The organism is Bacillus sp. FSL P2-0099 (genome assembly GCF_038007445.1).
GTDB lineage: Bacteria > Bacillota > Bacilli > Bacillales > Bacillaceae_G > Bacillus_A > Bacillus_A mycoides.
In genome coordinates this window covers 1,901,903-1,919,946 of sequence record NZ_JBBOXE010000001.1, presented here as the reverse complement: position 1 = coordinate 1,919,946, position 18,044 = coordinate 1,901,903, and the positions used below count along the sequence as shown (strand labels likewise).

The window sequence follows — 18,044 nt, the reverse complement described above, 5'->3', positions numbered from 1 at the left end:
AAAGGCAATGATGCACTTTTATGTGCGTAGGTTACTTATAGGTAACTATAGTAATGGTAAATGCATTTTTAAAGAAAAATAGTGTTAGAAGGCCTCCTTCTAACACTATTTTTCTTCATGATTTGGAATACGCACAATAAATTCTGTACCATTTCCTTCTACACTCTCAACTGTTATTTTTCCTTGATGAAGGTCGAGTACTTTTTTTACAATTGCTAGACCTAATCCACTTCCTCCATAAGCACGGTTTCGTGAAGAATCCGCTTTATAAAAACGTTCAAAAATATGTTGCTTCTGTTCTTCGGATATACCAATTCCCGTATCATGAATACTTACTTCCAGGAATTCCTTATGTTCTTTTAAATGAATTGTAATCGCGCCACCATTTGGTGTGAATTTAATACTGTTATGAATTAAATTAATCCATACTTGGCTCATACTTTCTTTGTCTGCAGTAACACACACTTTATCCATATCAAGATCTAGCTCAAGTCCTTTTTCATCCCAAAGAGGCTCACTATTTAACACAATTTGTTTCAACTGTTGATCTAATCGATAAGTAGCTCTTTCTGGTGAATACTCCTCTGACTCTAAAAGTGTTAGCTTCAATAAATTTTGACTCAATTTAGATAATCGCGTTGTTTCAGTTTCAATAATAGTAAGATAATGTTTTCTTTTTTCAACTGGTAGATTATCATCTTGTAGCGCTCGAGCAAATCCCTTAATAGATGTTAATGGCGACTGTATTTCATGAGAAACATTCGATACAAATTCTTGTCTCATTTTCTCCATTGCATTAAGTTCATCCGTCATATCGTTAATACTTTTTACAAGCACACCAATTTCGCCATCATACTTTTCTTCATTCCGTATTTTTACAGAGAAGTCCCCTTTTGCAATTTTTTGTATCGGTTCAATGATCGTCCAAATCATCGCCTCTCGCTTCGGTCTCATTAAAATTCCGATTAATGTCCAAATAAGAACGATAAAAACAAAGCCGACCATATCACTAATTAGAAAAGTAATAAAAGGCGATACGTTTATTTCAAAAGCTTTCATTACACTAGACGATACAAAAAAGGCTATTGACCAAATTATAGTAAGAAAAGTAAAGAGCGCTACTATCGCCCCCATTACTTTTAACATCTTCATCTTACTCATTCTTTCTCTTTTCCTCATTTACTTACCTCTAAGCGATACCCTAAGCCCCTTATCGTCCTTATACTAAACTTCGATAACTTTTCTTGAAATTTTTCACGCAACCGATTAATATGAACGTCTAGCGTGCGTTCATTCCCTTCAAAATCATATCCCCATACGTCTTCTATTAATTGCTCTCTTGAACAAGTTCTCCCCGCTTTAGATCCTAATGTAAAGAGCAACTCAAATTCTTTTAGCGGCAGCGTCACCGTTTGTTCTCCAACGTTAACTTCAAATGTTTTACGATTTAACAGTACATTCCCAACTTGAATAGATTGCGATACTGTAATTTGGTAACGTTTCAATAATGCCTTCACTCTCACAACTAATTCTAAAGGATCAAATGGTTTTACAAGATAATCATCTGTTCCGAGGTGAAATCCTTTTACTTTTTGAGATGTTTCACCTTTAGCAGTCAGCATAAGAATTGGGATATCATAGTATTTTCTTAATTCATAACATAAATCAAACCCATCCATATTTGGCATCATAATATCAATAATCGCCATTTCGACTCTCACTTCTTCTATTTTTCGAAGAGCATCTAATCCATCAACGGCCTCATATGTTTGAAAACCTTCTCGTTCCAAAAATATAGAAACAAGTTCTCTAATGTGCGGATCATCATCTACAATTAAAATTTTGGGTATCAAGGAATCATATCCTTTCTGCTTAACATACTTTTTAGCACTCTAAAATCAACAATCAGTGAAGTGCCCCTTCACTGATTGTTTTCATTCTATAATGCTCCTTCTTTAATTTTCAATTGTTGCATTGCAAATTCACGGTACATGTCATGTGTCCGTAATAACTCATCATGTGAGCCACTTCCTGTAAGATTCCCTTTTTCAATAAAGATAATTTTATCTGCATCTACAACAGTAGAAAGTCTATGCGCAATAACTAAAGTTGTTCTACCTTTCATTAAGTTATTTAACGCCTTCTGAACAACCGATTCCGATTTACTATCAAGACTTGACGTCGCTTCATCTAACATAAGGATTTGCGGGTTTCGTAGTAACGCTCGAGCAATCGCAATTCTTTGTCTTTGCCCTCCAGAAAGCTTCACACCACGCTCTCCAACTTCTGTTGCGTATCCACTTGGTAAATCATGAATAAACGCATCAACATACGCCATCGCTGCTACTTTTTCAATTTCTTCATCCGTCACTTCACCCTCAACACCGTAGCAAATATTATCACGAATCGTTCCATCAATTAACGGACTATCTTGTGAAACGTAACCAATTTGACGTCGCCATGATTGTAATGAATATGCTGTAATTGGTTCTTTCCCTAATTTTATGAAACCACTAGTTGGCTCATAAAAACGTTCTAACAGCGAGAATAAAGTTGTTTTTCCGCTACCACTTGGTCCTACAATCGCCGTTACTTTTCCAGATTCAATCGTGAAGTCGATATTTTTCAAGATTTTCTCTTCTTCGTTATACTCAAAATGTACATTTTCAATAACGATCGGCTGCTTCGCATTTGTAACATTCATACCTGTTTCATAATCTTCTACTTCATATTCTAAAATCGTATTAATTCTTTCGGTTGCACCAATTGCTTTTTGGAACTGAGTAAAGAACATTGATAACTGACTCATTGGCATAATAATTTGAACTAAATACAAAATAAATGCTACAAGTTCACCTGTTGTTAATGCACCACTAGAAACTCGCATTCCACCATACCCTACGATAATAACAAGCAATGCCATTAAAACAAACGACATAACAGGTGAAATTAATGCTTGCACTTTTCCTTCTTTCAAACCAAATTGCAATAATTTTTGGATACCTGTATTACCTGTTTCATATTCTTTTTTTTCCGTATTTGAAGATTTTACTAAACGAATTTCTGATAGTACTTGTGTTAATACACTAGTAAAAGAAGCCGTTTCATCTTGAAGTGCTTTTGAAATCTTATACATTTTCCGTCCAAGTGGAACTAAAATTAGTACCGATAATGGAATAACCGTTAAAAGTAAAATTGTCATTTTCCAGTCTAAAACAAATAATACAATTAATGACCCAATAATTGAGATACCGCCTGTTAATAAGTTTGACAAATGCTCAGAAATTAATGTTTTAACAACACCTGTATCATTTGTCATACGACTAATTGTATCTCCCGTTCTGTTTTGATCATAATAAGACACTGGTAAAATAAGTACCTTTTTCCACAATCGTTCTCTAAGTCCAGCTACAATTTTTTGTCCAATATAATTCAGTAAATAAATTGACAATCCTGCAGCAATTGTTTGAATAATAAAGAATGCAATTAATCCAACAATTTGTCCCGTACTAATTGAAGAAAGTGAAAAATTATCAACTAAACCTTTTGTCAGCATTGGAATAAACAAACTCGCTCCAGTAGAAAGTAAGCTCATTATTAATGCAAAAATAAGAATGCCTTTCGGTGGATTTGTATCTTGAATGAGACGTAAAAACTGCCTCCAATTCCCTTTTTTCTTTTCTGTATTCCTAACTTCCATTGTCGTTCATCTCCTCGTTATAAACAAAACTATTCTTTCTAAAACTAGAATACGCTATAAATGTAAACTGAATGTAAACACACTTTTTTCTAATTTTACAAAATATACATATAAACTCATCTTTACAACAAGTATAAATATCTGATATTATTACCTGGTACTTATTATTATTCTATGTAAATTATAGACTACGCATAGAAAATATATAACTAATTTTATCAATTAGCTAATTTAAAACACTATATAAATCTCCAGCATTGAAAGGAGTATCCTTTTTGCAAACAAATACACATTCCGAAAAGGAAACAATCATTTTTATTCATGGATTAGTTGGAAATCGCCGCGCCTTCAAAAAAGAGCATAAACGATTTTCTGCCTCCTACAACATTATAACTTATGATTTATTAGGTCACGGCGACGATAAAGGAGAAGCTATCGACTTTTCAATACAGCGCCTCGTAGATCAATTATTGAACTTGTATGAAAAAGAGGGAATTAAAAAGGCTCATATTTGCGCTCTAAGCTATGGCTGTTATATCTCTACGACATTTGCACAAATGCATCCAGAAAAAGTATTGAGTATTTGTCATATTGGTGGACATTATAATAACCCTTCCCGTTTGTATAATGTTTTTCAGAATTTTTGGGAAAAACGTGGTGATGAATATTCATCTTGGCTTTCTCAGTATGCTAGTACTATTTTTCCAAGTGGAATACTAAGGGCAAATCCGTTCGCTGTTATTTCACGAAATATTTATTACCGTTTCGGATTACAATTACACTCGTCCATTATTGCTGAGTCATTACGACACCGCTTAGAATTCGACTTAAAATCTAAATTAAAAGCACTTCCCCATCCTATATTATGGGTGATGGGAGAACATGATCATCTCTATAAATCTTGTCTCTTTGATTTGAAGTCCATTCTTCCGAACGTTTTATATAAAGAAATTCCATTAGCAGGTCATGCAGCAAACTTATTCCGTCCAAACTATTTTCATGATTTATATGCTAAGTTTTTGCATGGAAAATTGACATAAAGTGAAACTTTAATCAGCGGGGATTTGTCCATCCCCGCTGATTATTATCCCGCAAATAGCAGGATAAATACTACTATACTGTTAGTTTATCCAACTATGAAAAAGGCTTCCCAAGTTTCCCTGGAAAGCCTTTTCTCTATACGAAAAGTATATATAATACTTTTTCTTAGTATGCTTTTGTGTAACCTAACATGTGCTTGCTCCAGTAAGAGTTGCTTACAGAACTAATTCTCACACCAGTTGAAGTCGTTTCTGCACTAATGAACTGTCCGTTTCCTAAGTAAACACCCATGTGAGAAGGACCTGATTTATAAGTATTTTGGAAGTATACTAAATCACCTGGTTGTGGATTACTAGTTTTTGTTTTAGAGCTCCAGTATCCAGCAACTGTTTGACGTTCGCCTTTATGACCAGTTTGATTTAATACGTAGTGAATGAATCCACTGCAGTCAAAACCAGCAGGTGTTGTACCAGAAGGTCTGTATGGTGAACCATTTAAAGATCTAGCGAATCCAGCGATTGAAGATGTATCTCCACCTGTTGGTGCTGTTGGTTTTTGTACTTGGTTCGTACCTTGGTTACCACCAGTAACTACATTGTTCACTCCGCCTTTTACAAACTTAACAAAGTCTGCACTTACGTAACCAGTGCGGCCATTATGGTTAATTTTATACCAACCATTTTCAGCGCCAGTAACGTTTAATACTGTACCATTTGTTACCCCACCAATTACAGGGTTATATGTAGCTGGACCTGTACGTACTTTTAAAGCACCTGTGTTAACAACATAAGATCCACCAGTTTGAACTGTAGTAGTATTGTTGTTGTTGTTTGTAGTTGGTTGCTGAGTTTCGTTAGATACAGCTGAACCACCTTTTGTTACGAAGTCTTTACTTACGTATCCAGTTCCACCATTGAAGTTAATTTTAAACCAATCTTGAACTTCACCTACAACTTGAACTGTTTTTCCTTTATTTACAGAACCTAAAACAGTATGAGATGCACTTGGGCCTGTACGTACGTTTAATGAAGAAACGTTTACTGTGTAAGTACCTGTTCCCTGCTGAACAGTAGTAGTAGTTCCTTTATTGCCACCAGTTGTTACGAAGTCCCCACTTACATAACCTGTTTGACCATTTACACTAACTTTGAACCAACCGTTTTCTTGTCCAATTACTTGAAGTACTTGACCTGATTTCACTTTAGAAATAACGTTATGTCCTGTACCAGCACCTGAACGTACATTTAATACATCAGCTGTTACTGTGTATTTTAATTCAGAAGTTGTTTCTACCGTTTTTGTTTCAGTTACAGTCGTTTGAGTTTGAGTTTGTCCATTAATTTCTTTTAGCGCATCATTTGAAACTTGTGCATGAGCAGAATCCATTCCAGGAACTGCTACACCTACTACAGATGCTGCTGCTAAACCTGCGATTACTTTTTTCATAAGTTGTCTTTACTTCCTTTCCCTACTATCCTCTTGAGAAAACTATAAACTTAGTACTTTACAATATTATCAAAGTAAAATATTCATCCAGTTCCATTTTTTAGCAAGAGTTTTATTTTTCACACATCGTTTATTTTAAACGATTGAAGTGAATTTAGTGTGAACTTCATGTGAACTTTATCATTGAACAGTGTGTTTTTGCAATGCTTTTTTCAAATTCCTTATGTATTTCATTGAAAATTCGACATTCCATTCATTATCTTAATATATATTTTTCTTTTGCTATCCACTTTAAAAAACTCTATTAATCTAATACAATGCAAAGAATGTATTTTCTAGTAAAGTCCCTTCCATGAAGCATACTCTTATCATGACAAAAAATGCTTTTTTTATCAATAGTATAATATTTTTAGAAAACTATTTTTGATATTATCCATCGTTTTTAAAAGATTTGACGATTTGTAAGATTTAACTCCAAAAATTCTGTTCTAATTTGACGAAAATACACATTCCACTATCTATTTTTCACTATCCATGGAATTTTCAGGATATTTATATTATCATATATAAAGTAGGATTTTAATCCATACAAATTTTATTCACCCCACACTGAAACCAATTGAACTTTTACAGGTCGGTATTCTATACGTATCATTGAATTTTGATATGGAAGCCTTACTGCCCGCAAATAGTGAGATAAAAAAAGGAGATATATTTATGAAAAACATAATAGATGATCCTATAAATAAAAATATAGAACTGTACTATGCTTTTTTTCAATTCGTTTCAATTATAACATTACAAAAAGTATCAACTATTGAAACACGTAAAAACAAATTAAAAAATCAGATGAAAAATTCCTACAAAAAAATCCTTACTACTTATAAAAGGTGAACAGATTATATCTCTGTTCACCTTTTATTTTTTATTTTATTTGTAAATTTTCACACGAGTTTCTAATGGCTGATATTCTTTATCTCCTGCCGAAACTACCGGTTTACCAAATGGCATTTGCGCAGTTAACTTCCAGTTTTCAGGTACATCCCATTCTTTTTTTACTTCCTCATCAATCAACGGATTATAATGCTGTAGTGTAGCACCAAAACCTTCAATCTCTAATGCTGTCCAAATCGCAAATTGCAACATTCCAGAAGATTGCTGAGACCATGTAGGAAAATTATCTTTATATAGTGCAAAGTTCTCTTGCAAACTTTCTACTACTTTACTATCTTCGAAATACAAAACTGTTCCATAGCCACTTTTAAATGCATTCATTTTCTCTTCAGTAGGTGCAAAATTATTTTCAGGCACAATTTTTCGTAACGTTTCTTTCGTAACATTCCATAATTTGTCGTGTTGTTCACCTAGTAATACAACAACTCTTGCACTTTGAGAATTAAAAGCCGAAGGTGTATGTTTCACAGCATGATAAATCACTTCTTGAATTCTTTCATCAGAAACTACTTGCTCTTTACTAATCGCGTAAATAGATCTTCTGTCTTCAATTGCTGAGTAAAAATCTTTTGCCATTACAATTCCCTCCAATTTTCATTTGAGGCAGTATCATATGTACGAAGCATATAATGCCTCTCGAACTTATTATTAATAAGTTCTTAACTTAATAATATCAACAAACAAAAACAAACTCAAATGATATCACTTGAGTTTTCACTTCCTATACGTCAAAGAATAAAAAAACAGTTTATTGTCACCAAAATCAAGGTTCAATAAACTGTCTGTCTTATTTTTATAACAATCTAAATTACTTCTTTCTTCACCTAATTAAGCAATTGAAATGCATAGGACATTAATTTATTTGTTTCTGTAAAACGTTTTGTTTTACTTTTTGTCCCCATAACAACTGTAATAACACGATTATCGCCTTGTTTTGCAGTACCTGTAAAACAATACCCTGCGCTATCTGTAAACCCTGTTTTTAAACCGTCTATTCCTTCTATATATAAAGCTTTATTATTTTTGTTTAACATCTCATTTGTGTTTGTAACATTAATATTATTAAATGCTAACTGACTTTGACGTAAGTGAGTCACTTCTAATATCTCTGGGTAATCTTTTATAAGATGGTACGCTAATTTCGATACGTCAGCTGCTGTCATTTTCGTTTCACTTCCGTCGGGCTCCTGCAATCCGGAAGCATTCGCGAATTTAGCTTTATCTGACATTTCTAACTGCTTTGCTTTTTCATTCATAAGTTGAACAAAGTTTTTTTCTGTCTTAGCTACATGTTCCGCTAAAGCGACAGCCGAATTATTAGCCGATTCAATCATTAACGCATGATATAAGTCCTTAACAGTTAATGTATCATTTGCTTGCATCGGGATTTTTGCACCCTCTGTTTGTGCCGACTTTGCACTTATTTTCACTGGATCTTCCCAGTGGACTTTCCCATTATGTATACTCTCTAAAACGAGATATGCTGTCATCATTTTTGACATACTAGCAGGGGCAACAGCTTCATTTTCATTGTTTTGATAAATAACTTCTCCATTACTCGCATCGATAATAATAGCTGCTTTTGCATCAATTTCTGGTGGTATATATTTTGGTGGAACTACTTTTTCAGATAGCCCTGTTTTAGGTAGCTCTGCCACTTGTAAAGGCTGAGTATCTACATTTGTTTCACTCTTTTGAACTCCTTGGAAAAAGAACCAACATATACCCAGAATTACTACTAACAGGATTGTTAATCTTCCCCATTTTAACCGCTTCATTCTAAAACTCCTTTAACAAACCTTTTATACACTCATGTTTAACCATAACAACAATTACTTTATATCGTCAAGGTAAAAAGCATATTTATTCATCTATAACAATTATAATTTCAACCTCGTTCTCTTTTTCATATGTGTTACACTAAAAACAACGAAATATAAGAATATTCAATTACATTTAAACACAAAAACACTATACAATAGAAAGGATTTATACAAATGATACTTCCAAAAGCATTAAAATATGGCGATACCATTGGCATCTACTCTCCCTCTTCACCAGTAACCTATACTTCTCCAAAGAGATTTGAGCGCGCAAAATTATACTTACAAAAGAAAGGATTTCATATATTAGAAGGTTCACTAACAGGTCAATATGATTATTATCGTTCCGGGAGCATTAAAGAGCGTGCTGAGGAATTAAATGACTTGATTAGAAACCCTAACGTCTCTTGTATCATGTCGACAATTGGGGGACTGAATTCAAATTCATTATTACCTTATATTGATTATAAGACTTTTCAAAAGAATCCTAAAATAATGATTGGCTATTCAGACACAACAGCATTATTACTAGGTATTTATGCAAAAACAGGAATTCCTACATTTTATGGTCCAGCACTTGTTCCTTCTTTTGGTGAATTTGAGCCTTTCGTAGATTGCACGTACAAATATTTTGCGGATACTTTATTAACTGATCAACACCTTCCTTACAACATAAACCAGCCGTTATTTTGGTCAGATGAATTTATTAATTGGGAAGAAAAAACGAAAGAAAAAGATCTTCGACCGAACAATTGGATTTCAGTAATGGGCGGAAAAACTACTGGACGTATTATTGGTGGGAATTTAAACACTATACAAGGTATTTGGGGTAGCCCCTATATGCCACTTATTCAAGATGGTGACATTCTCTTTATTGAAGATAGCTCAAAAGATGCAGCTACTATCGAAAGAAGTTTTTCATCACTTAAAATTAACGGCGTTTTTGATAAAGTTTCAGGTATCATCCTTGGAAAACATGAGCAATTTGATGATTGTGGTACAAATAGAAAACCTTACGAAATATTATTAGAAGTATTACAAAATCAAAAACTTCCTTTTCTAGCCGATTTTGACTGTTGTCATACTCATCCAATGATTACTTTACCAATAGGTATTCAAGTAGAGATGGATGCAACAAATAAAACGATACAAATTATAGAACAGTGGAAAATCTAACTCTACTAGCTCTATTATTTTCAGCTCTAAAGCTACGCATTGCCTTCTATTGTTTTACATTAGAAGACATGATACTATATATTTTGGAATGTGAAGAAATAAACAAAAATCATTTCAATATGCCTTTTATATATAATAAGAAGCTATTGATTATATACATCGAGTTTACATACGTGTATATAAAGTAAAAGAGAGTGAATATATGAAACCAACTATTAAAAACTATGTATTTTTACATGTGGCCTTCTTGATATATTCTATCATTATGGTTTACATGAAATGGGCATCTCAATTCCCTATTGCATCAATTTCATTTTTTATTGCTTACTTCGGACTTGTTGTACTTTTATTCGGATATGCAATTCTATGGCAACAAGTCATTAAGAACTTTGAAATTTCTAGAGCATATTCACACCGTGGGATTATCATACTATGGTCAATGCTTTGGTCAGTATTCCTGTTTGGAGATACGATACAGTGGAATCACATACTTGGCGCAGCTATTATTATCGTCGGAATTGTGGTGGTGACAAAAGATGAATAGTTATATGTTATTATTGATATTTGGGATAATTTTAGCCAATTACTCACAAATATTATTAAAAAAGGCTACTTTACAACAATACGATTCTAGAATAAAAGAATATGTGAATCCTTATGTTATCATCGGCTATTTTTTATTTGTAATTAATGCCGGATTAAATGTGATCGCCTTAAAGGGCTTGGCGTTAAAGCAAGCATCCGCATTAGAATCATTAAGTTATATCATCATTTTAATTTTCAGTTGGTACTTCCTAGGGGAGAAAATCACGAAACGAAAAATCATTGGCAACATTATTATTGTCATTGGTGTAATCATCTATTGTATACAATAACAAAAAGATCCGTTTATGATAAACGGATCTTTTTGTTATTGCCCTAAATTTTGAACCTTATCTTTCAAATCACGAACTTGTTCTATCGTCTGCATAAGCTCAGAGTTTTTAAACTGCTCTACATTCATTTTTCCTTCCTCTATCTTTGTTATAGATGTATCAATTAATGTATTTAACTTTTCATTATAACCGACGATTTGCTGGTGAAGATCCTTCGCTACATCTGGTGGTGTTAATTCATTAAAAGCTGGTATATCTTGTTTAATTTCAGTAAGTTTCGTTTCTAGTTCTTTCCGGGCTTCCCCATCCTTAACAGCCTTTTCAGCTAATGCTGGCGCTTCATTTGCAAATACACTTATTTCATTTACATAGTCTGTCGCTTTTTGAGCGTAATCTATGGAGTTCTTCCCTTCCTCTACTAGCGAACATCCCATCAAACCAATTGAAACTACAATTGAAAGTAACATTGTTTTTGTAAACTTCATTTTTACCTCCTAAATAATTGCCATACTTTTATTCATTTATAAACACTTTATTTTCTTCTTATACACTTTATCACATCATATCTTATTTTTTTAATCTTCCTCTTATACATTCTAGAAAAATCATTATTATCCTGTTCAACATGTACCTCGAAACTATCTTCATTTAAATATAAAAACAGACATACTTATTTTAAGTACGTCTGTTTTCCAGATACTTATAACTCTCACTAATTAAAGTTTCTCTTTATCCTCTCACATGCCCTATTACTGTTATAATATCTATGTCTATATGTACACTAATAATATCTTCTATAATGTCCGTATATCCTTGACCTAAAGGTGTTCCGTAATGTAATAAAATTTCTTTTTTTTCATAAACTGACTTCGGTACTGTAAAAATAAATTTCCTCATATTCCGCTCATCAGCAGGCTCCAAAATTAAAACAATGCCATCCTCTTCAAACATATAATCACGCCTTCCAACAATCCATTCACTATGGCTCAAGTATTGCCTTGAAAGGATAGGTTTTAAACACCCTTTCTAACAATATATAACCATTTCATGATCAAATAGCTTATACGGCTTATATGATTTCACCACAAATACAAAAAAACACGAACCTTGAACTACCAAGAATTTGTGTTTTTTTGCATCTCATTCTTATATACCTTTATCAAGCTCATATAACCTACGATATTTCTCATTTTCTTTCAGTAGCTGTTCGTGACTACCTTGCATAGCGATTTGGCCACTATCAAGGAAAATAATTTCATCTACATGTTCAATTCCTACAAGATGATGTGTAATCCAAATAACAGTCTTTTCTTCTGTTGCAGAAAACATTGTTTCTATTAAGGCTAATTCCGTTTTAGGGTCTAAACCGATAGTTGGTTCATCAAGCACAATAATCGATGCTTCTTGCATAAGAGTTCTTGCAAATGCTACCCTTTGCCTTTCTCCGCCAGAAAACCTCTTTCCCATTTCATGCATTTTTGTTTGTAATCCATCAGGAAGAGAAGCAATGTGCGGTGCTAGCTGTGCTTTCTCTAAAGCTCTCCATATCTCTTCATCATTAGCCTCTGGTTTACCGATCCGCACATTATTTCCAATTGTCGTATCGAATAAATGTGGTTTTTGGTTTAATACAGAAATATATTTTGACAAAAAACCCGTACGAGCTTGTTCACCATTCAATATAACTTGCCCACTCACCGGACGTAGCGCCCCAGTTAACAGTTTTAGTAAAGTAGATTTTCCTGTTCCACTTCTACCTAAAATAGCAATTTTCTTTCCTGCCTTTATTTGCAATGATACATCTTTTAATACAGGTTCATTACTATCCGGATAATTATACGACACATTACTCAGTTCAATATCTATATGTTTTTGTGCAACGTAATCTTTATCTCCAGGTAACTCATTTCCATCTTGCAAAATGCTATCACTTTCTACGCTTTTAAGCCTATGAGCAGATTCTACATAAGATGGAATCCGATCAATAGCATCTGATATAGGGATAAGCGCATTTGTCACAGATAATGTCATTAATACGAACGCTGCAATAACTGTAGGTGCAATCTGTTCACTTGCTGCTTGATTTCCAGTCCACATAATCATTGAAATAACTACAATGCCGACTATTAAATGAATGATACTGTCTCGAATATGGTACCAGCGTTTCACTCTCTTTTCTGTCTTTAACAGCTGGACATTTTGCTCTACATACTCATTAATAAATTCATCTTTTCTACCACTCGCCTGCCAATCAGATAACCCAAATACAGCATCTGTCAATTGTTGATACAAACGATTTCTTCCTCGCTTCAAAGCAACATGATGTCGTTTCATCAAAAGTATTGATACGAATGGGAGAAGAAAAACAATAACAGCTAACATACAAGCTGCGATAAGTGCAAATACTAAGTCAAATGCACCGATAACAATTACGAAAATGCTATATACAACTAACGCTAATATACTAGGGAATATTGTACGTAAATATAGATTCTGTAAATGTTCTATATCATCAGACAATACACCTAGTACATCACCAGTTTGAAATCGAGAGCGTAAAAATAACGCCTGTGGTTCTACAATTCTATATAGTTTTGTTCTCATTTTTTCTAAAATTCGTAGAACGACGTCATGCCCTACTAAACGCTCTAAATAATGAAAGACAGCTTGCCCTATACTAAACGCACGCGTTGCAACTATAGGAACATATACAGCCATTACATTTTCTGGTCTGAGAGCAGATTTAGAAATTAAATAACCTGAAATGAAAAGTAGCATCGCACCTGAACTAACTCCAAGAAGCCCGAGGAAAATAGTCAACGTCATTCTACCTTTATTTTGCTGTATATAAGGTTTAATCCAATTACTCATCGCTCTCCCCTCTCTTCCCTATGAAAATGTAATGTCTCATTCTTTAAAAGTTCTTCATATGTTCCACTTTCTTTAATTTCCCCTTTATTTAAAATAAGAATATGATCCATTTGCTTCATCCAATGCAGACGATGCGTTGCAAGAAATACTAACTTACCTTCAAACAGACGTAACATTGATTGCTTTATTTCAAATTCAGTTTCAATATCAAGATGTGCTGTAGGTTCATCTAATAAAATGATTGGCTTTTTACTTAAAAGTGCACGTGCCATAGCGACACGTTGTTCTTGTCCGCCACTAAGCATACGTCCACCTTCTCCAATTCTTTCGTACATCCCATGTGGTAATGATGCAACGAGCGAACGAAGACCAACTTCATTAATAACTCTCTCAACTTCTTCATCAATTGTATTCGTTTCATAGAAACAAATATTATCTTTTAATGAAAGCGGAAAAATATAAGGTTGCTGCGGAATATAAGCAATATTTTTTTGCCAATCTTCTCGAGTAGATTCACCAATTTCCACACCATTTACTAACATCTTCCCACCGGAAGGCGGTAGAAATCCTGCTAACACATCGATTAGCGTTGATTTCCCTGCCCCACTTTCACCAATAATGCCTATAGCACCGTTACCTTGCCAAGTAAAATCAATTCCCTCTAATATAGCCTTTTCAGATTCATCATTATTTACTTTTGCATCTTGTAATTTCAAACTACTAGAAGAATTCCATACTATATCTACATTTGAATCTTTCTTTTCTATTTCTTTTTGTTTCTGTAAAATTTCTTCTATTTGCTCCATTGCAAGTTGTCCATCTAATGTAGCATGATAATTCGCTCCAACTTGCTTAATCGGCAGAAAATATTCCGGCGCTAAAATTAAAATCGTAAGAGCTGGTAACAGTATAATTGTCCCATCTATTAACCGTATCCCTAATCCAACTGCTACAAATGCAATTGATAAACTCGTAAAGAAATCTAATGCAAAAGAAGAAAGAAAAGCAACTCGCAAAGTACGCATCGTTGCTTTTCTATATCGTTTACTTACTTTTTCAATCTTTCCTTCGTGCTGTTTACTTTTCCCTAAATACTTTAATGTTTCTAATCCTTTTAACGTATCTACAAAATGATTAGAAAGTACACGATATGTCTCATATTGGCTATCCGCCATTTTCTGCGCTGCTAATCCTAGAAGAATCATAAATATGATCACAATTGGAATCGTCACAACTAAAATAATTCCAGACTTAATGTCCAGTGTTAAAACATATAGAACAATTAGCCCCGGTACGATACTACTTCTAATCATTTTAGGAATTGTTAATTCAATATATGTTTTAAATTTCTCAATACCTTCTATCGATAAAGTAACCAGATGACCAGTCCCATTTGTTTGGACAAATCTCGGCCCTAACGTAAAATATGCTTCTATTAACTGTTTACGTAATGCAAATCCTGTTTTTTCAGCGAAACGCTCAACCAATATTTGCGATGTTCGCACTAACATTTGGCGTGCTGCAAACGTGATCCCAAAATAAACAGTTTCATTTAGCACAGCTTGCACTGTTTCTCCATGAAATAAAAATGTGATTGCTCGTGCTAAAAATACTGTCTGCGCAATGATACTACACGCCTCTAAAATGCTAATAAGACTTAAAGTTACATATAAAACTCGGCTACCAGGATACGACGGAAGTCCTCTTTTTCTTTTCATTAGTACTCCAAATCTTTGTCTGACTTAACAGGTTGTCTAAATACATAGAAACTCCATATTTGACTACCGATAACAAACGGTAAAATAGCAAGAGAAAAATAGCTCATCAGTTTTAATGCATAAGGTCCTGATGCCGCATTATAAATTGTCAAATCATTTACCGCTCCTAATGAGCTAATCATGACACGCGGGAACATACCGATGAACACACTTGCACTTAACAAAATGATTGTTAAACTCGTCATAAAGAAAGCCCAACCATCTCTTCTTCTTTTATTTAATAAAGTAGAAACAAATAGCGCTACAAAAGCTCCAATTGGAACCATTAGCCACTCTGAACCTTGTGCGGTGAAAATATCTGTTTTCCATAACCCTACAGCTGCAAAAACAAGAAGTGTTATTAATGCAAAAGGTGCAATCTTTGTCGCGGCAATACGTGCGCGTTCTCGTAATTTTCCTGTTGTACGTATAGTAAGGAATTGCAAACCATGAACAATACATAGAAGAAGAAACATAACTCCCCCAAGTAACGCAAATGGGTGAAGTAATTTCATAAATCCGCCTACCATATTTTTACTTCCATCAATTGGTACACCTGTCATAAAGTTTGCGATTGCAACTCCCCAAAGTATAGGAGGTAGCAAACTTCCAATAAACATGCCCCAATCCCAGAAACTCTTCCATTTATGATTTTCTATTTTCGCACGGAATTTAAAGGAAACACCTCTTATAATTAATGCAAGAAGCATAAACACAAATGGAATATAAAACCCACTAAATAAAGTTGCATACCAGTGCGGGAATGCCGCAAACATAGCGCCACCAGCACAAACAAGCCATACTTCATTTGCGTGCCAAAACGGCCCAATTGTATTTAAATATATACGTTTTTCCAAATCGTTTTTCCCTAAAAACCTTGAAACAATTCCTACACCAAAATCGAAACCTTCAAGTACAAAGAAGCCAACGAATAAGGTTGAGATAATTAGAAACCACAACTCATTAAGAGATAACATACTCTTCCTCCTTATCAAATGGATCATGGCTTTGATAATCCTTTTTCGTTTTCTTATTCGCATGTCCTTTAATGATACGAACGAATAAGTAAACAGTAATTCCTCCAACAATTAAATATAGTGATGTGAATGAAACAAGAGAGAATAATACTTCTCCAAATGAAACGTTTGGAGATACAGCATCTTCTGTTTTCATAACACCGAAGACAACCCAAGGCTGACGTCCCATTTCAGTCATGATCCATCCTACTGTATTACCGATAAACGGTAGTGCAATTGCATATACCATTATTTTTAAATACCAAGGGTTTTCAGTTAAGCGATCTTTTCTTGATAAGAACCAGCCGTACATTCCTAAAAGAAGCATGAATGTTCCACTCATTACCATCGCTCTAAAACTCCAGAACATAGTATGTACTGGCGGAATATAATCTCCAGGTCCATATTTTTCTTCATATTGTTTTTGAATTTGGTTCATCCCTTCAACTTGACCGCTAAATTTATCGTATGACAATAGACTTAGCATATAAGGGATTTGAATTTCAAACGAATTTTCTTTCTTCTCTGTATCAATTTTTGCAAATACTGTAAATGGCGCTGGATCCTCACTCGTATTCCATAATGCTTCAGCTGCTGCCATTTTCATCGGATGTGTTTTAATTAAATTTTGTGCTTGTGCATGACCGAAAAATAATACCAATGCAGTTGTAATTGTTCCAACAACGATAGAAACTCGAAACGATTTTTTAAACACCGCAGTTTCTTGACCTTTTGATATTTTCCATGCACTTACACCTGCAATAAAGAATGCACCAGTTGCAATTGCCGCTGTAATTGTATGCGGGAATTGCACCCATAATTGTGGATTTTGAATAATCGCCCAAAAATCATTCATTTGCGCACGTCCATCTGCTGCCATTTCATATCCTACTGGGGCATGCATAAATGCACTTGCAGTTAAAATCCAAAATGCTGATAACATTGTTCCTATTGAGAGGAGCCAAATACATAAAAGGTGAACTCGCTTCGGAAGTTTATCCTCACCGAATACCCATAAACCTAGGAATGTAGACTCAATGAAAAATGCTAATAAACCTTCAATTGCAAGTGATGGTCCGAAAACATCACCAACAAAACGTGAATACGTTGACCAGTTCATACCAAACTGAAATTCTTGTAAAATACCTGTTACTACACCTACTGCGAAGTTAACAAGGAATATTTGTGTCCAAAACTTTGTCATCTTCTTATAAATTTCTTGTCCCTTTACCACATACAACGTTTGCATTAACGCAATGATAAAAGCTAAACCTATAGACAGCGGAACGAAAAAGTAATGAAAAATCGTTGTTGATGCAAATTGTATTCGTGCCAATTCGAGCGTTTCCATGCTAAAGTCACTTCCTTCATATTTTTTTATATCG

Annotated in this window: 16 protein-coding genes and 1 pseudogene; 5 read left to right on the top strand and 12 right to left on the bottom strand. The window is 34.1% G+C overall.

From position 1 onward, the window contains the following. Positions 1-105 precede the first annotated feature (105 nt). The 3 genes from hitS to MKY90_RS09745 all read right to left on the bottom strand — a co-directional run bounded on the left by hitS (position 106) and on the right by MKY90_RS09745 (position 3,700). Positions 106-1,179: an envelope stress sensor histidine kinase HitS gene (hitS, locus tag MKY90_RS09755; RefSeq protein WP_341091210.1), complete on the bottom strand. Its 1,074-nt coding sequence runs from the start codon at positions 1,177-1,179 to the stop codon at positions 106-108. Beyond that, entirely contained in the window at positions 1,176-1,853 is a 678-nt protein-coding gene (gene hitR, locus MKY90_RS09750; RefSeq protein ID WP_341091208.1) for an envelope stress response regulator transcription factor HitR, read from the bottom strand. The genes hitS and hitR overlap by 4 nt, the downstream gene beginning before the upstream one ends. An 86-nt stretch (positions 1,854-1,939) precedes the next feature. Continuing rightward, positions 1,940-3,700: an ABC transporter ATP-binding protein gene (locus MKY90_RS09745; protein ID WP_341091206.1), complete on the bottom strand. Its 1,761-nt coding sequence runs from the start codon at positions 3,698-3,700 to the stop codon at positions 1,940-1,942. A gap of 275 nt (positions 3,701-3,975) precedes the next feature. On the opposite strand from MKY90_RS09745, the gene MKY90_RS09740 reads away from it, so the two are divergent. Continuing rightward, positions 3,976-4,740, top strand: coding sequence for an alpha/beta fold hydrolase (locus MKY90_RS09740; RefSeq protein ID WP_002141349.1), 765 nt, complete (start codon positions 3,976-3,978; stop codon positions 4,738-4,740). A 166-nt stretch (positions 4,741-4,906) separates the two neighbouring features. Here MKY90_RS09740 and entFM read toward each other — a convergent pair whose 3' ends face one another. Next, a complete protein-coding gene (gene entFM, locus MKY90_RS09735; protein ID WP_341091204.1) occupies positions 4,907-6,187 on the bottom strand; it encodes an enterotoxin EntFM in 1,281 nt (426 codons plus the stop codon). Between the two features lie 717 nt (positions 6,188-6,904). Between entFM and MKY90_RS09730 the strand changes: the two are divergent. Further along, a pseudogene (locus MKY90_RS09730) lies at positions 6,905-7,074 on the top strand (DNA mismatch repair protein MutT). 43 nt (positions 7,075-7,117) lie between these two features. Here MKY90_RS09730 and MKY90_RS09725 read toward each other — a convergent pair. Together MKY90_RS09725 and MKY90_RS09720 are read right to left on the bottom strand one after the other, a co-directional pair. Continuing rightward, positions 7,118-7,717 (bottom strand): nitroreductase family protein, encoded by a 600-nt coding sequence (locus tag MKY90_RS09725; RefSeq protein WP_002141347.1) that lies wholly within the window; start codon positions 7,715-7,717, stop codon positions 7,118-7,120. 248 nt (positions 7,718-7,965) lie between these two features. Next, entirely contained in the window at positions 7,966-8,919 is a 954-nt protein-coding gene (locus MKY90_RS09720) for a D-alanyl-D-alanine carboxypeptidase family protein (RefSeq protein ID WP_002031349.1), read from the bottom strand. A 219-nt stretch (positions 8,920-9,138) separates the two neighbouring features. On the opposite strand from MKY90_RS09720, the gene MKY90_RS09715 reads away from it, so the two are divergent. From MKY90_RS09715 to MKY90_RS09705, 3 genes are all read left to right on the top strand, one after another. Next, positions 9,139-10,140: a S66 family peptidase gene (locus MKY90_RS09715; RefSeq protein ID WP_341091202.1), complete on the top strand. Its 1,002-nt coding sequence runs from the start codon at positions 9,139-9,141 to the stop codon at positions 10,138-10,140. Positions 10,141-10,342: 202 nt separating this feature from the next. Further along, positions 10,343-10,684: an EamA family transporter gene (locus MKY90_RS09710; protein WP_002086172.1), complete on the top strand. Its 342-nt coding sequence runs from the start codon at positions 10,343-10,345 to the stop codon at positions 10,682-10,684. Continuing rightward, positions 10,677-11,015 (top strand): EamA family transporter, encoded by a 339-nt coding sequence (locus MKY90_RS09705; RefSeq protein WP_002165951.1) that lies wholly within the window; start codon positions 10,677-10,679, stop codon positions 11,013-11,015. Before MKY90_RS09710 ends, MKY90_RS09705 begins: the two co-directional genes overlap by 8 nt. 35 nt (positions 11,016-11,050) lie before the next feature. Here MKY90_RS09705 and MKY90_RS09700 read toward each other — a convergent pair whose 3' ends face one another. The 6 genes from MKY90_RS09700 to cydA all read right to left on the bottom strand — a co-directional run bounded on the left by MKY90_RS09700 (position 11,051) and on the right by cydA (position 18,010). Beyond that, positions 11,051-11,500, bottom strand: coding sequence for a DUF6376 family protein (locus tag MKY90_RS09700; RefSeq protein WP_098168062.1), 450 nt, complete (start codon positions 11,498-11,500; stop codon positions 11,051-11,053). 244 nt (positions 11,501-11,744) lie between these two features. Further along, positions 11,745-11,966: a hypothetical protein gene (locus tag MKY90_RS09695; protein ID WP_002031341.1), complete on the bottom strand. Its 222-nt coding sequence runs from the start codon at positions 11,964-11,966 to the stop codon at positions 11,745-11,747. Positions 11,967-12,161: 195 nt separating this feature from the next. Beyond that, complete coding sequence (gene cydC, locus MKY90_RS09690; protein WP_341091200.1) at positions 12,162-13,886, bottom strand: thiol reductant ABC exporter subunit CydC; 1,725 nt, start codon at positions 13,884-13,886, stop codon at positions 12,162-12,164. Continuing rightward, positions 13,883-15,604, bottom strand: a complete 1,722-nt coding sequence (cydD, locus tag MKY90_RS09685) for a thiol reductant ABC exporter subunit CydD (protein ID WP_098168064.1) — start codon at positions 15,602-15,604, stop codon at positions 13,883-13,885. The genes cydC and cydD overlap by 4 nt, the downstream gene beginning before the upstream one ends. Beyond that, positions 15,604-16,620, bottom strand: a complete 1,017-nt coding sequence (gene cydB, locus MKY90_RS09680) for a cytochrome d ubiquinol oxidase subunit II (protein WP_098168065.1) — start codon at positions 16,618-16,620, stop codon at positions 15,604-15,606. Before cydB ends, cydD begins: the two co-directional genes overlap by 1 nt. After that, on the bottom strand, positions 16,607-18,010 hold the full coding sequence (gene cydA / locus MKY90_RS09675) for a cytochrome ubiquinol oxidase subunit I (protein WP_002012335.1): 1,404 nt from the start codon (positions 18,008-18,010) through the stop codon (positions 16,607-16,609). Before cydA ends, cydB begins: the two co-directional genes overlap by 14 nt. Positions 18,011-18,044 lie beyond the last annotated feature (34 nt).

Bases quoted from the DNA above. Each gene is read 5' to 3' on its own strand.
- hitS (WP_341091210.1), bottom strand. From the start codon at position 1,179: ATGAGGAAAAGAGAAAGAATGAGTAAGATGAAGATGTTAAAAGTAATG.
- MKY90_RS09745 (WP_341091206.1), bottom strand. From the start codon at position 3,700: ATGGAAGTTAGGAATACAGAAAAGAAAAAAGGGAATTGGAGGCAGTTT.
- entFM (WP_341091204.1), bottom strand. From the start codon at position 6,187: ATGAAAAAAGTAATCGCAGGTTTAGCAGCAGCATCTGTAGTAGGTGTA.
- MKY90_RS09725 (WP_002141347.1), bottom strand. From the start codon at position 7,717: ATGGCAAAAGATTTTTACTCAGCAATTGAAGACAGAAGATCTATTTAC.
- MKY90_RS09720 (WP_002031349.1), bottom strand. From the start codon at position 8,919: ATGAAGCGGTTAAAATGGGGAAGATTAACAATCCTGTTAGTAGTAATT.
- MKY90_RS09715 (WP_341091202.1), top strand. From the start codon at position 9,139: ATGATACTTCCAAAAGCATTAAAATATGGCGATACCATTGGCATCTAC.
- MKY90_RS09710 (WP_002086172.1), top strand. From the start codon at position 10,343: ATGAAACCAACTATTAAAAACTATGTATTTTTACATGTGGCCTTCTTG.
- MKY90_RS09705 (WP_002165951.1), top strand. From the start codon at position 10,677: ATGAATAGTTATATGTTATTATTGATATTTGGGATAATTTTAGCCAAT.
- MKY90_RS09700 (WP_098168062.1), bottom strand. From the start codon at position 11,500: ATGAAGTTTACAAAAACAATGTTACTTTCAATTGTAGTTTCAATTGGT.
- MKY90_RS09695 (WP_002031341.1), bottom strand. From the start codon at position 11,966: ATGTTTGAAGAGGATGGCATTGTTTTAATTTTGGAGCCTGCTGATGAG.
- cydC (WP_341091200.1), bottom strand. From the start codon at position 13,886: ATGAGTAATTGGATTAAACCTTATATACAGCAAAATAAAGGTAGAATG.
- cydD (WP_098168064.1), bottom strand. From the start codon at position 15,604: ATGAAAAGAAAAAGAGGACTTCCGTCGTATCCTGGTAGCCGAGTTTTA.
- cydB (WP_098168065.1), bottom strand. From the start codon at position 16,620: ATGTTATCTCTTAATGAGTTGTGGTTTCTAATTATCTCAACCTTATTC.
- cydA (WP_002012335.1), bottom strand. From the start codon at position 18,010: ATGGAAACGCTCGAATTGGCACGAATACAATTTGCATCAACAACGATT.